The sequence below is a fragment of the Streptomyces sp. R302 genome (assembly GCF_012927245.1).
Taxonomy (GTDB): domain Bacteria; phylum Actinomycetota; class Actinomycetes; order Streptomycetales; family Streptomycetaceae; genus Streptomyces.
The window spans coordinates 24,718-38,312 of sequence record NZ_JABBGE010000011.1 but is presented as its reverse complement, the minus strand read 5'-3'; the positions used below and the strand labels follow the sequence as shown (position 1 = coordinate 38,312).

At 71.5% G+C, this 13,595-nt stretch carries 13 protein-coding genes; 5 read left to right on the top strand and 8 right to left on the bottom strand.

What is annotated here, in order from left to right; all coding sequences use genetic code 11:
* The first annotated feature begins 93 nt into the window (after positions 1 to 93).
* From HHL19_RS29880 to mscL, 5 genes are all read left to right on the top strand, one after another.
* On the top strand, positions 94 to 1,641 hold the full coding sequence (locus tag HHL19_RS29880) for a potassium/proton antiporter (protein WP_346768460.1): 1,548 nt from the start codon (positions 94 to 96) through the stop codon (positions 1,639 to 1,641).
* Positions 1,642 to 1,913: 272 nt separating this feature from the next.
* On the top strand, positions 1,914 to 3,206 hold the full coding sequence (locus HHL19_RS29875; protein WP_169093499.1) for an MFS transporter: 1,293 nt from the start codon (positions 1,914 to 1,916) through the stop codon (positions 3,204 to 3,206).
* 68 nt (positions 3,207 to 3,274) lie between these two features.
* Positions 3,275 to 3,601 carry an FmdB family zinc ribbon protein gene (locus HHL19_RS29870; protein WP_169093498.1) on the top strand — a complete coding sequence of 109 codons (327 nt, stop codon included), beginning with the start codon at positions 3,275 to 3,277 and terminating at the stop codon, positions 3,599 to 3,601.
* A 147-nt stretch (positions 3,602 to 3,748) separates the two neighbouring features.
* Entirely contained in the window at positions 3,749 to 4,315 is a 567-nt protein-coding gene (locus tag HHL19_RS29865) for a hypothetical protein (protein WP_240981968.1), read from the top strand.
* 114 nt (positions 4,316 to 4,429) lie between these two features.
* Positions 4,430 to 4,918 carry a large conductance mechanosensitive channel protein MscL gene (mscL, locus tag HHL19_RS29860; RefSeq protein WP_346768459.1) on the top strand — a complete coding sequence of 163 codons (489 nt, stop codon included), beginning with the start codon at positions 4,430 to 4,432 and terminating at the stop codon, positions 4,916 to 4,918.
* Positions 4,919 to 4,937: 19 nt separating this feature from the next.
* On the opposite strand, the gene HHL19_RS29855 is transcribed toward mscL, so the two are convergent.
* From HHL19_RS29855 to pflB, 8 genes are all read right to left on the bottom strand, one after another.
* Complete coding sequence (locus tag HHL19_RS29855) at positions 4,938 to 5,156, bottom strand: hypothetical protein (RefSeq protein ID WP_169093496.1); 219 nt, start codon at positions 5,154 to 5,156, stop codon at positions 4,938 to 4,940.
* A gap of 72 nt (positions 5,157 to 5,228) precedes the next feature.
* Complete coding sequence (locus tag HHL19_RS29850; protein ID WP_169093495.1) at positions 5,229 to 5,600, bottom strand: DUF6755 family protein; 372 nt, start codon at positions 5,598 to 5,600, stop codon at positions 5,229 to 5,231.
* The gene (locus tag HHL19_RS29845) at positions 5,597 to 6,250 is read right to left on the bottom strand and encodes a Rieske (2Fe-2S) protein (RefSeq protein WP_169093494.1); all 654 of its coding nucleotides are present in this window, start codon (positions 6,248 to 6,250) and stop codon (positions 5,597 to 5,599) included. The genes HHL19_RS29850 and HHL19_RS29845 overlap by 4 nt, the downstream gene beginning before the upstream one ends.
* Entirely contained in the window at positions 6,247 to 6,846 is a 600-nt protein-coding gene (locus HHL19_RS29840; RefSeq protein WP_017241081.1) for a 4Fe-4S dicluster domain-containing protein, read from the bottom strand. Before HHL19_RS29840 ends, HHL19_RS29845 begins: the two co-directional genes overlap by 4 nt.
* A gap of 6 nt (positions 6,847 to 6,852) precedes the next feature.
* Complete coding sequence (locus tag HHL19_RS29835; RefSeq protein WP_169093493.1) at positions 6,853 to 9,165, bottom strand: molybdopterin oxidoreductase family protein; 2,313 nt, start codon at positions 9,163 to 9,165, stop codon at positions 6,853 to 6,855.
* The gene (locus HHL19_RS29830; RefSeq protein WP_169093492.1) at positions 9,166 to 10,290 is read right to left on the bottom strand and encodes an MFS transporter; all 1,125 of its coding nucleotides are present in this window, start codon (positions 10,288 to 10,290) and stop codon (positions 9,166 to 9,168) included.
* Positions 10,291 to 10,386: 96 nt separating this feature from the next.
* Entirely contained in the window at positions 10,387 to 11,223 is an 837-nt protein-coding gene (pflA, locus tag HHL19_RS29825; RefSeq protein WP_240981967.1) for a pyruvate formate-lyase-activating protein, read from the bottom strand.
* A gap of 10 nt (positions 11,224 to 11,233) precedes the next feature.
* Positions 11,234 to 13,513: a formate C-acetyltransferase gene (gene pflB, locus HHL19_RS29820; RefSeq protein WP_346768458.1), complete on the bottom strand. Its 2,280-nt coding sequence runs from the start codon at positions 13,511 to 13,513 to the stop codon at positions 11,234 to 11,236.
* Positions 13,514 to 13,595 lie beyond the last annotated feature (82 nt).

The following is a 13,595-nucleotide window of genomic DNA, read 5'->3' as shown; positions in this document are numbered from 1 at the left end:
GCCCGCTGGAGGAACGATCCGGCGCGGACGAGGGGAAGGAACGGCGCACTGACTGTCCACGAGCTCAACGAACTCCTGCTGATCAGCTCGCTGGTGCTGCTGATCGCGGTCGCCGCCGTGCGGATCTCGTCCCGGAGCGGGCTCCCCAGCCTTCTGCTGTACCTCGGCATCGGCGTCGCCATCGGGCAGGACGGCATCGGCGGCGTCGCCTTCGACAACGCCGAACTCACCCAGGTCATCGGCTACGCGGCCCTCGTCGTCATCCTCGCCGAGGGCGGTCTCGGCACGAAGTGGAAGGAGATCAGGCCGGCCCTGCCGGCCGCGGTCGTCCTCTCCACCGTCGGCGTCGCCGTCTCCGTCGGCGTCACCGCCGCCGGCGCCCACTACCTCGTCGGCCTGGAGTGGCGCCAGGCGCTGATCATCGGCGCCGTCGTCTCCTCCACCGACGCCGCCGCCGTCTTCTCCGTACTGCGCAAGGTGCCGCTGCCCGCCCGGGTCACCGGCGTGCTCGAAGCCGAGTCCGGCTTCAACGACGCCCCCGTCGTCATCCTCGTCGTCGCCTTCTCCACCGCGGGACCCGTCGACCACTGGTACGTCCTCGTCGGCGAGATCGCCCTGGAGCTCGCCATCGGCGCCGCCGTCGGCCTCGCCGTCGGCTTCCTCGGGGCGTACGGGCTCAAGCACATCGCCCTGCCCGCCTCCGGCCTCTACCCGATCGCCGTCATGGCCATCGCCGTCACCGCCTACGCGGCCGGCGCCCTCGCCCACGGCTCCGGCTTCCTCGCCGTCTACCTCGCCTCGATGATCCTCGGCAACGCCAAGCTGCCGCACGCCCCCGCCAACCGCGGCTTCGCCGAGGGACTCGGCTGGATCGCCCAGATCGGCATGTTCGTCCTGCTCGGCCTGCTCGTCACCCCGCACGAGCTCGTCAACGACTTCTGGCCGGCCGTCGTCATCGGCCTCGTCCTCACCACGGTCGCCCGGCCCCTGGAGGTCCTGGTCAGCCTGCTGCCCTTCCGCATCCCCTGGCAGGAACAGGCCCTCATGTCCTGGGCCGGCCTGCGCGGAGCCGTCCCCATCATCCTCGCCACCATCCCGATGGTGGGGCAGATCGACGGCAGCGAACGGATCTTCAACATCGTCTTCGTCCTGGTCGTCGTCTACACCCTCGTCCAGGGCCCGACCCTCCCCTACCTGGCCAGGGCGCTGAAGCTCGGCGACACCGCCGGCGCCGCCGACCTCGGCGTCGAGTCCGCCCCGCTGGAACGGCTCCGCGGCCACCTGCTCTCCGTCGCCATCCCGCCCGGCTCCAAGATGCACGGCGTCGAGGTCGCCGAACTGCGCCTCCCGGCCGGCGCCGCCGTCACCCTCGTCGTACGGGACGAAGCCAGCTTCGTACCGGGCCCCGCGACCGTGCTGCGCAAGGGCGACGAGCTGCTCGTCGTCGCCACCGACCCGGTGCGCGACGCCACCGAGCGGCGGCTGCGCGCGGTCGGCCAGGGCGGCAAGCTCGCCGGCTGGCTCGGCACCGGGGACGGACGGAAGGCGGTCACCACGACGGCGACCCGCTTCCACCGGCCGGCCTCCATGACGGGCAAGAACGCGCCGCCGCCGGCCGACCCCGGACCGACGAGCCGCTGATCGACGGGATTATCGCGATCATTTCGGGGCCAGGAGCGTTCTCCCCAGTGGAATCACAGGCGGGAGAGCACTCCTCCCTGTACCATGAAGGCACACTTGATCGAACCAACTCTGCCTGACGCAGAGCTGGCGCGACCGTATGGCGGCCGCGGCGCCCCCTCCCGCAGTGGGGCCCTCCCGGTATCTACCGCAGTTCCGCGCATGAGGACAGCTCTCGGCGAGACCGGCACCACCGTGCCCGCGCGCTACCAGGCGGCAGAAAGGCCAGGACCGTGGCGTCCACGGTCGTCTCCGAGAAGCGGCCCGGCTACGGGCAGCTGCTCCGCACCCCCGGTGCGCTCTCCTTCCTGATCCCCGGCTTCGCCGCCCGGCAGCCGTTCGCGATGCTGACCATCGGCATCGTCCTGCTCGTCCAGCACACCACCGGTTCCTACGGCAGCGCAGGCGCCGTCGCCGCCGTCACCGGTGTCTCCATGGCGCTCTTCGCCCCGCAGAGCGGCAAGCTCGCCGACCGCTTCGGCCAGCGCGCCGTCCTCGTCCCGGGCGTCATCGTCCACTCCGCGGCCGTCTCCCTGCTCGTCGTGCTCGCGCTGGCCGGCGCCCCGCTGTGGGCGCTGTTCCTCGCCGCCGTGCCCGCCGGCGCCTCCGTCCCGCAGGTCGGCCCCATGGTCCGGGCCCGCTGGGCGGCCAAGCTCGACGGCACCCCGCTGATGCCGACCGCCGCGGCCTTCGAGTCCGTCACCGACGAGTTCACCTTCGTCGTCGGCCCGGTCCTCGCCACCGCCCTCTCCACCGGCGTCCACCCGGCCGCCGGCCTGATCACCGAAGCCGCCCTCACCCTCGTCGGCGGCCTCTTCTTCGCCGCCCAGCGCGCCACCCAGCCCGCCTTCGGCGCGCTCGCCGCCGCGGGCCGGGAAGGCGCCGAGCCGCGCCGCTCCGCGCTCTCCGTCCCCGGCGTCCGCGTCCTGATCGTCGCCTTCCTCGGCATCGGCGCCGTCTTCGGCGGCATGCAGGTCTCCCTCACCGCCTTCAGCGAGGAGATCGGCAACCCCGGCGCCAACGGCCTCCTCTACGGCGTCTTCGCCGCCGGCAACATGCTCGCCGGCATCGCCATGGGCGCCATCGCCTGGAAGACCGGCCCCCGCCGCCGCCTGATCCTGGGCTACGCCGGCCTCACCGTCGCCGCGTCCCTGCTGTGGACCACGCACTCGGTGCTCCTGCTCGGCGCCCTCGGCCTCGTCGTCGGCCTGTGCATCGCCCCGGCCCTGATCACCGGCTACACCATCGTCGAGACCCTGATCCCGGCCACCGCCCGCACCGAGGCCTTCACCTGGCTCACCGGCGCCGTCGCCCTCGGCCAGGCCCTCGCCGTCACGGTCGCCGGCCGCCTCGCCGACGCCCACGGCTCCGGCGCCGGATTCCTCGTCCCCGCCGCGGGCACCGCGCTCGCCTTCGTCACGCTGATCGCCCTGCGTTCGCGGCTCAAGCCGCGCGAGGCGAGCCGGGTCGCGGCACGGGCCGCGGCACGTGGCATCGGTCACCGCGTGCCGGTGGCGGTGGACTGAACCGACGGAATACGTCACTATGGATCGTCGTTAGCACTCGATGAGTGTGAGTGCCAGGAGGAAGACTAGTGCCGACCTACCAGTACCAGTGCACCGAGTGCGGCGAGGGCCTTGAGGCGGTCCAGAAGTTCACGGACGACGCGCTGACCGAGTGCCCCGCCTGCCACGGCCGCCTCAAGAAGGTGTTCTCCGCCGTCGGCATCGTCTTCAAGGGCTCCGGCTTCTACCGGAACGACAGCCGCGGCGCCTCGTCCAGCAGCTCCCCGGCCGCGAAGAGCTCGACGTCCTCGACGACGTCCACCTCCTCGTCGTCCGGCTCGGACGCGAAGCCGGCCTCGTCGACGAGCACGTCGACGTCCAGCTCGACGTCGTCCAGCTCGACGCCGGCCGCCTGAGGCAGACCCGCAGTACGCAGCACGTAGCACGTAGCATCGCCGAAGCCCCTGAGGTGTGGCCGGGCTGAGGTGTGGCCGAGTTATTCACAGGCGGCTGGTTGTCCACAGGCCGGAGCGGGATCGCGAAGGTGACGCCACAGTGGCCGCATGAACACGACGCACATGAACGCTGCCCATGTGACGCGTGCGGGCCGCGCACGTACTGCCAACACCGGACCCGTGCCCGGGCCCTGCGAAGTGCCGGACTTCCCGCCGCTGCGGGTCCGCGGCGGACGGCTCCGGCCCCGGCTGCGCCGCGCGCCCGGCGCGCTCCTCCTGCTCACGGCGGCGGCCCTCGCACTGACCGCCGTCGCCCGGCCCGTCCCCGCCACCGCGCCCGCGGCCGCGGCCCGCGCGCCCGCGCCCGTTCCTCCCCCCGCGCCCGTCCGGCTCGTGTCCGCGCCGGTGCGGATCGCCGACGCGGAGGCCGTACGGCTCCTGCGCGCCGGCGACCGCGTGGACGTCATCGCCGCGCCCGTCGCCAACTCCCCGCTGGGGAACGGCGACAGCGCGGTGCGGGTGGTGGCGCGGGCCGCCCGGGTGGCCGAGGTCCCACGCCCGGGGGAGGCTCGTGCCGACGGCGGGGCGCTGATCGTCCTGTCCGTGCCCCGGGCGACCGCCACGGCGCTGGCAGGTGCCGGTGTCACGTCCCAACTGGCGGTGACACTGTGCTGATTCGCACTGACTCGCTGTCAAGTCACCGTCCCGTGTGTACGGATTGGACGACCTTGCGCCCTTCACGGCCTAATGGCTGCGCACACAGCAGCGCACCCGTAGAAAGGCACCTTGGTGGCCGAGAAGAAGGAAAGCGTGATGGAGGGCTTCAAGGCCTTCCTGATGCGCGGGAACGTGATCGACCTCGCGGTGGCGGTCGTCATCGGTGCCGCGTTCACCAACATCGTGAACTCGGTGGTCAAGGGAGTCATCAACCCGCTGGTGGGTGCCTTCGGCACCAAGGACCTGGAGAGCTACCGGTCCTGTCTCAAGGGCCCCTGCCAGATCGACGACGCCGGCAACGTGGTCACCGGCATCCCGATCATGTGGGGCACCGTCCTCAGCGCGGTCCTCAGCTTCCTCATCACCGCGGCCGTCGTCTACTTCCTGATGGTGCTGCCGATGGCCAAGGTCCTCGCCAGGCGTGCCGCGCACGACAAGGCGAAGGAGGGTGTGGAGGAGGTCCTGGAGGTCAGCGAGCTGGAGGTGCTCAAGGAGATCCGCGACCACCTCATCTCGCAGCGCGGGCCCAGCAGCGGCAAGGGGACGCACTCCACCTCCTGACCGGAGGGACGCTCCGGCGTCAGAGGTGGTGCGGCGGCTTCTCGTCGAGGAAGCGCGCGAGGTCGGCGGCGGCGCCGCCGGCCGGAGGCCGCTCGCCCCACCCGCGGTCCGTGTCGTCCGCGGACTGCGTGTCCAGCGGATCGTCGAAGACGATCACCGGCTTCGGAGGGGTCTGGGAATTCGACCGAATGCCGTTCGGCTTCGCGTCTCGCGGTCCGTGGGCGGGGGCGGTGCTCATGTCTTCAGGGTACGCCCGCTCCCCCGCCCCTGACCGGCCCGATCACCGGCACCCTGACGGCCTGCCCTCCCCTCACCGGTCCTTCGGGTCCAGCGCCCACAGGCCGAGGACCACCAGGAACGACAGGACGAGGAATCCCGCGCCCCACCAGGCCGTGCCGGTGTCGCCGGACATCCACTCGTCCACCACGATGGTCAGCCCCCACAGCTGGCCGATCACCACCGTGAGCGCCAGCGCCAGCCGCGCCGACAGCTTCGAGGAGCGCTCCGGTTCCTGCTCCGTGCCCGCCCCCGGGCCCGGCCCCGTGTGCCGGATCCGCGGGTCGCCGTACCCGCTCGTGGGCCGGATCTGCGGATAGCGCTCGTGCACCGGACGGTTCAGCCGCGGCTGCGCGCTGCCCGGGTGGTACGCGGGGCGCTCCGGGAGCGGGTTCTCGGTCGTCATGCGCGCTCGCTCCTCTCGGTGCCGGGCCGGCCGGCGGGGGCGCCGCCCTTGAGGGCCTCGCAGGGCGGGGTGCCGGCGCCGCGCTGGCGGCAGTAGCCCTCCTGGAGGCTCTCCCCCGAGCGGGCGGTGCCGATGGCCCAGACGCTGCCGTCGACCTGCTCGACCAGGATCACCTTCGGGAGCCCGCGCGGCGGCGGGCCGGCCGTCACCTCTCCCGTACGGGCGTCGAAGACACCCTCGTGGCAGGGGCAGTACAGCTCGCCCTCGCTGCCCCGGTCCTTGCGCCACAGGACGGCGCAGGCCAGGTGGGTGCAGACGGCGGAGTAGCCGGCGAGGGTGCCGTCGTCCATGCGGACGGCGATCGCCCGGTCCTCGTCGCCCGGGTAGCGGAAGGCGAGGGACTCCCCGGGCAGGATCGCGTCGGCGATCCTCTTCACCTCGGGGGTGCCGTCGGGGTCGCCGTGCCGGTGCAGGATGCCGGAGGCGACGGCGACGCCGCCGACCGCGAGACCGCCGGAGACGGTGGCGACGATCCGCAGGTAGTCGCGGCGGGTGGTGAGGGAGTCGGCGGCGATCCGGTCGCGGAGCGCCTCCTGCGCCGCGTCGGCGCCGGCGTCCGGCGCGGGCGGCTGCGGGTCGGTGACGCTCATCGGACGTCCCTTCCGTTGATCTCGACGACCGGCAGACCGCCGGGCACGGGCCACTGGACCTTGTCGGCGGGGACGACCATCGCCACACCGGTGGTGACGGTCGTGGAGCCGAAGGTGAAGGAGTCGGCGACCTGGACGCCGGGGCGCTCGGCGCGCAGTTCGTCGAGGGTGCCGTAGAAGAGGGCGCCGGTGGGGCAGACGGTCGCGCACATCGGGGCGAGGCCGTAGGCGGTGCGGTCGTAGCAGAGGTTGCACTTCATCTGCAGCTTGGCCTGGAGGTCGATCTTCGGGACGCCGAAGGGGCAGGCGTTGACGCAGTTGGCGCAGCCGATGCAGCGGGTGGTGTCGGCCTGCTGCACCACGCCGTCGGCGGTCACCAGGATCGCGTCGGCGGGGCAGACCTCGGCGCAGGGGGCGACGGGGTCCTCGCAGTGCATGCAGACGGTGGGAAGGGAGGCGACGGAGTGGCCTTCGTCGGGGTAGTCGAGGTGGATCATCGACTTGCCGCGGTGCGAGTCGCATTCGCGGCAGGCGGAGACGCAGGCCTGGCAGCCGATGCAGCGGCCCGGGTCGATGAAGATCGTGCGGCCCATCATGTGCGGTCAGCTCCTCTCCGCGGTGCCACGGCCCTGCGGGGACGTGGGGGGCAGGGGGTCGGTGCGGGAGACCTGCGTCTCGGGGTAGGCGGGCTGCCCGGGGGCGGTCGGCGGCGCGGGGACCTCGTCGACGCGTTCGGCGGCCTCGATGCGGGCCGCGCAGACCTTGTACTCGGGGATCTTCGAGCGGGGGTCGAGGGCGTCGATGGTGAGCGCGTTCGCGGCGGTGGGGACCGGCCAGTGGTAGGGGACGAAGACGGTGTCGGGGCGGATGGCCTCGGTGACGAGGGCGGGGAAGACCTCGCTGCCGCGCCGGGTGACGACGCGTACCGGGTCGCCGTTGCGGAAGCCGTGCGAGGGGTGGACCTCCACCCAGGGCCGGGGCGTCTGCTCGACGAGCGCGCCGAGCCGGCGGGTCTGGTTCCCGGACAGGAAGTGGGCGACGGTCCGGCCGGTGGTGAGCGAGAGCGGGAACTCCTCGCTGTACGGGTCCATCGGCGGGTGCCACTCGACGACCTGCATGTGGATCCTGCCGTCGGAGTGGTAGGTGCGGCCGTCCTCGAAGAGGCGGGGGGTGCCGGGGTGGTCGGTGGTCGGGCAGGGCCAGGCGATGCCGCCGGTCTCCTCCAGGCGCTCGTAGGTGATGCCGTAGTAGTCGTTGACGGTGCCGGCGGAGGCGATCCGCAGCTCGTCGAAGACGGAGCGGGAGTCGGGGAAGGCGAACTTGTCGCCGGCGCCGAGCCGCTTGGCGAGCTCGCACATCACCCAGGTGTCGGTGCGGACCCCGGCCGGGGGCTCCTGGGCCTTGTTGTGCTTGACGACGCGGGCCTCGGCGTTGGCCATGACGCCCTCGTCCTCGGCCCAGACGGTGACGGGGAAGACGACGTGGGCGTTGGCGGCGGTCTCGGAGAGGAAGAAGTCGAACTGGGCGTGGAACTGGAGGGCGTCGTACCCCTCCTTGACCGTGGCGTAGTTCGGGAGGGAGACGAAGGGGTTGTTGCAGATGCCGATGAGGCCGCGGATCTCCGCGCGCTGCATCTGCCAGACCATCTCCATCATGGAGGTGCCGGCGGGCGGGAGTTCGGACTCCTCGATGCCCCAGATCTCGCAGATCTGCCGCCGGTGCTCGGGGTTGGAGATGGAGCGGCCGCCGGGGAGGAGGTCGGACTTCTGGCCGTGCTCGCGGCCGCCCTGCCCGTTGCCCTGCCCGGTGATGGTGCCGTAGCCGGCACCGGGCCTGCCGATGTTCCCGGTGGCGACGCAGAGGTTGATGATGGTGAGGCAGTTCTCGACGCCCTGCGAGTGGTGCTCGACGCCCCGGGCGTGCCAGGCCATGGCCCTGCCCGCGCCCGCGAACATCCGGGCGACCTGCACGATCTGCTCCTCGGGGACGCCGCAGATCGCGGCGGACCGGGAGGGCGGGTAGTCGGCGACGGTCTTCTTGACCTCCTCCCAGCCGGTGGTGTGCGCGGCGAGGTACGCCTCGTCGGTGAGCCCCTCGGCGACGATGACGTGCAGCACGGCGTTGAAGAACGCCGAGTCGGTCCCCGGCTTGAGGGCGACGTGGACGTCGGCGGTGCGCGCGATGGCGGTCTGCCGCGGGTCCACCACGATCAGCGAGGCACCCCGGTCGCGGGCGCCCCACAGGTACTGGGTCATCACCGGGAAGCACTCGCCGACGTTGGAGCCGGCGATGAGGAGGCAGTCGGTGAGGAGGATGTCGGAGAAGGGGTTCCCGGCGCGGTCGATGCCGAAGGCGAGCTTGTTGGCGCCGGCGGCGGAGACCATGCAGAGGCGCCCGTTGTAGTCGACGTGCCTGGTCCTGAGCGCGACCCGCGCGAACTTCCCGACGAGGTACGTCTTCTCGGAGTAGAGGCTGGCCCCGCCGAGCAGGCCGAAGGCGTCGTTGCCGTACTCGCCCTGGATGCGGCGGATCTCGGCGACGGTGTGGTCGAGCGCCTCCTCCCAGCCGACCGGCCGGAACTCCTCGTCCCGGTTGCGCCGCATCAGCGGCGACGTCAGCCGGTCGGGGTGGTTGACCTGCTGGTAGGCGTTGATGCCCTTGGGGCAGAGCCGCATCCGGTTGATGTCGTGGTTCCGGGGCTCCACCCCGAACACCTTGCCTCCGCGGTCGACCCGCAGGTACATGCCGCACTGCACCCCGCAGAAGCAGCAGTGGGTGGGGACGAGCGTCTCCCCGTTCTGGTCGGCGTGCCACCGGTCGGCGGGGATCCCCCCGGCGTCCCGGAAGTTCCGCGTCCCGGGCGGGGCGACGGACGGATCGAGCGGCAGCGCACGGGACGGGTCGGTCGCGGTCACTTACTGGAAACCCTTCTTGACGTGGGTGAGGTAGGCGTTGCCGCGGAGGACGCGTTTGCAGCGCGGGCAGTACTCGGCCCATTCGTCGAAGTCGAGCTTCAGGTCCCTCATGGTGCCGCGGAGGTTCTCGACGTAGTCGGGGGTGTCGATGGGCTCGTGGCAGCGGCGGCAGGCCTGGAGTTCCTCGGCGGCGCCGTCCTTGCGGCGGGAGGTGTACTTGAAGAGCTGCATGCCGACGGCGGCGGGCCGCTGGACGATGTGGAAGAACTTCCCGAAGGGGATGTAGATGAGGGTGAAGACGACCGAGACCATGTGGAGGACGGCCAGGAACTCGTAGCCGCCGCCGTGCAGGAAGATCGAGGAGAAGGTGAGCAGCAGGCCGGTGACCGAGATGACGACGAGGGCGATCAGCGGGATCAGGTCGTAGGCGAAGCGCTGGCCGGTGATGGCGCCGCGGTCCTTCATGCGCCGCCACAGGAAGAAGGAGGCGCCGGCGATGACGAGGACGGCGGCGATGTCCAGGCCGTGGAACATGAGCCAGCCGAGGATGTTCAGCGAGTCGAAGCCGAGGACCTTGAAGCCCCAGATCCGCATCTCGTAGCCGGGGCCGTCGCCGGTGCCCGACGTGAAGGTGAACCAGCCCCAGGTGAGGGGGAAGGTGATGAGCGCGGCGAGGACGCAGCCCCAGAAGAGGAGCTGGTGAGCGGCCCAGCGGGCGTGCGAGCGGGCGCCGAGGAACTTCTGGAAGCCGAGATAGGTGGCGATCATCCTCGGCAGGGCGGTGGGCGCCTTGCGGAAGTTGGCCGCGGAGAAGAAGGAGCGCCAGCCCTGGCGGAAGAGGCGCCTGGCGCCGGGGGCGGAGATCCAGACGGTGTAGCGGTAGGCGACGCCGAAGGCGAGGAAGACGGTGGCGACGGCATAGGGCAGCAGGGCCGAGTCGAAGTCGCGGAGCAGCCGGCTGCCGAAGACGATCGCGAGGATCAGGAGGGTGGAGACGGCGGTGCCGGCGAGGAGTGCGCGTCGGCGGACGGCGGCGGGGGTCCGGTGCGCGTGGCCGTCCGGGACCGGGGCGGGAGCCTCCGGCTCGGGAGCGGTGGGCTCGGCGGTCTGGGGTGGCTCGGTCACGGGGCCACGGTAGGACGTATGTACCCTTTGAGCCCGTTATGCCCGGCGCGCGAGTGAACGTGTCGCCGGGCTCTGGGAGGGGAGGCGGGGCGGGCGTCAGACCGCGTACAGACCGTGGCTCCGGAAGACCTCGCGGACGGCCGCCATCTGCTCCGGGGTGGGCGACGGGGTGTCGTGGAGGGTGAAGGGCATGCCGAGGGCCTGCCACTTGGCCTCGCCCAGCTTGTGGAAGGGGAGGACGTCGACGCGGGAGACGTTGCCGAGGCCGCCGGCGAAGGCGGCGACGCCCTCGACGTCGGCGGGGTCGTCGGTGAGGCCGGGGACGAGGACGTACCGGACGTGCACGTCCTGGCCGAGCTCGGCGAGGCGCCGGGCGAAGTCCAGGGTCGGCTTCAGCGGCCGGCCGGTGACCTTCCGGTAGGTGTCCGGGTCCCAGGACTTGATGTCGAGGAGGACGAGGTCGGTGTCGCGCAGCAGGGCGTCGGTGGCGCGGGCGCCGAGGAATCCGGAGGTGTCGAGGGCGGTGTGCAGGCCCAGCTCGTGCTTCATGCGGTGCAGCAGCTCGCCGGTGAAGACGGGCTGGAGGAGCGGTTCGCCGCCGGAGACGGTGGCGCCGCCCCCGGAGGCGGAGATGAAGCGGACGTACTTGGACGCCTCGGCGATCACGTCGTCGGCGGAGGTCCGCTTCCCGTTCCGCATCCGCCACGTGTCGGGGTTGTGGCAGTAGAGGCAGGTCAGCGGGCAGCCGGAGAGGAAGGTGACGAAGCGGGTGCCGGGCCCGTCGACACCGGTGGAGAGGTCCCAGGAGTGCACCGAGCCCTCGGACGGACGGTGGGTCGCGGCGGCGGCCGGCGTGACGGCCCGGACCGGGGCGGCGGGACGGCTCTGCGCGGCGGGACGGGCCGGGATGTCCGGAGGGAGAAGCGTGGCCATGGCGGGACCTCTACAGCGCGCCGTGGAAGGTGCGGTTCAGGACGTCGAGTTGCTGTTCGCGCGTCAGGCGGACGAAGTTGACCGCGTAGCCGGAGACGCGGATGGTGAGCTGAGGGTGGTTCTCGGGGTGCTCCATGGCGTCCATGAGGACGTCGCGGTCGAGGACGTTGACGTTCATGTGGAAGCCGTCGCTCGCCATGTAGCCGTCGAGGACGCCGGCGAGGTTCCTGATCCGCTCCTCGGGGGTGCGGCCGAGGCCGTCGGGGGTGACGGTGCTGGTGAGCGAGATGCCGTCCTCGGCGTCCTCGTACGGCAGCTTGGCGACCGACAGGGCGGAGGCGACGTAGCCGTGGGTGTCGCGGCCGTTCATCGGGTTGGCGCCCGGGGAGAACGGTTCGCCGGCGCGGCGGCCGTCGGGGGTGTTGCCGGTCTTCTTGCCGTAGACGACGTTCGAGGTGATGGTGAGGACGGACTGGGTGTGCTCGGCGTTCCGGTAGGTGGGGTGCTTGCGCACCTTCCTCATGAACTCCTCGACGAGCCGGACGGCGATCTCGTCGGCCCGTTCGTCGTTGTTGCCGTAGGCCGGGTGGTCTCCGTCGATCAGGTAGTCGGTGGCGAGGCCGGTCTCGTCGCGTACGGGGGTGACCTTGGCGTACTTGATGGCGGCGAGGGAGTCGGCGGCGACGGAGAGGCCGGCGATGCCGCAGGCCATGGTGCGGCGGACGTCGCGGTCGTGGAGGGCCATCTCGATCCGCTCGTACGCGTACTTGTCGTGCATGTAGTGGATGACGTTGAGCGCGTGGACGTAGACGTTCGCGAGCCACTCCATCTGCTCGTCGAACCTGGCCATGACCTCGTCGTAGTCGAGGACCTCGGAGGTGAGGGCGCCGGTGGCGGGGCCGACCTGGGCGCCGGACTTCTCGTCGCGGCCGCCGTTGATCGCGTACAGGAGGGTCTTGGCGAGGTTCACGCGGGCGCCGAAGAACTGCATCTGCTTGCCGACGGGCATCGCGGAGACGCAGCAGGCGATGGCGGTGTCGTCGCCGAAGCGCGGGCGCATCAGCTCGTCGGACTCGTACTGCACGGACGAGGTGTCGATGGAGACCTTCGCGCAGAACTCCTTGAAGCCCTGCGGCAGTCGCGGCGACCAGAAGACGGTCATGTTGGGCTCGGGGGCCGGGCCGAGGTTGTAGAGGGTCTGGAGGTAGCGGAAGGACGTCTTCGTGACGAGCGGGCGGCCGTCCTCGCCGATGCCGGCGAGGGACTCGGTGACCCAGGTCGGGTCGCCGGAGAACAGCTCGTCGTACTCGGGGGTGCGCAGGAAGCGGACGATGCGGAGCTTGATGATGAAGTCGTCGACGAGTTCCTGGGCCTGCTCCTCGGTGAGGAGGCCCGCCTCGATGTCGCGCTGGAGGTAGACGTCGACGAAGGTGGAGGTGCGGCCGAGGGACATCGCGGCGCCGTTCTGCTCCTTCACGGCGGCCAGGTAGGCGAAGTACAGCCACTGGATCGCCTCGCGGCCGGTGGTGGCGGGGCCGGAGACGTCGTGGCCGTACGAGGCGGCCATGGCCTTCAGTTCGCCGAGGGCGCGGAGCTGCTCGGACAGCTCCTCGCGGAGCCGGATGGTCTCCTCCAGGGAGCGGTGGCCGGCCGGGAGGACGTCGAGTTCGGCCTTCTCCTCCTTCTTGGCCTCGATGAGGCGGTCGACGCCGTAGAGGGCGACGCGGCGGTAGTCGCCGATGATGCGGCCGCGGCCGTAGGCGTCCGGGAGGCCGGTGACGATGCCGGCCTTGCGGGCGGCGCGGATCTCGGGGGTGTAGGCGTCGAAGACGCCGGCGTTGTGGGTCTTGCGGTATGCGGTGAAGACCTTCTCGAGGTCCGCGGAGACCGGGTAGCCGTAGGTCTCCAGGGCGCCGGCGACCATGCGCCAGCCGCCGTAGGGCATGATCGCCCGCTTGAGCGGGGCGTCGGTCTGGAGGCCGACGATCAGGTCCTTGTCGCGGTCGATGTACCCGGGGGCGTGGGCGGTGATGGTGGAGGGGATGTCGTACGCGACGTCGTACACGCCCTTGGCGCGCTCCTCGGGGAACTTGTCCGTGAGCGCCCGCCAGACGGCGGTGGTCCGCTCGGTGGGGCCCGCGAGGAAGGAGCCGTCGCCCTCGTACGGGGTGTAGTTCCGCTGGATGAAGTCGCGGACGTCGATGGCGTCGCGCCAGAGTCCGCCCTTGAAGCCCTTCCAGGCCCGCTCGGTCACCGTGGTCTCAGCAGGGGTCGCCGTCACTTCCCGCACCGCCTTCTTCGATTCGTTCGATCGCGTCGTTGGCTGCCTTCATTCCACTCCTTCTGATCGATCGTTTCGGGCGGCAATGGTC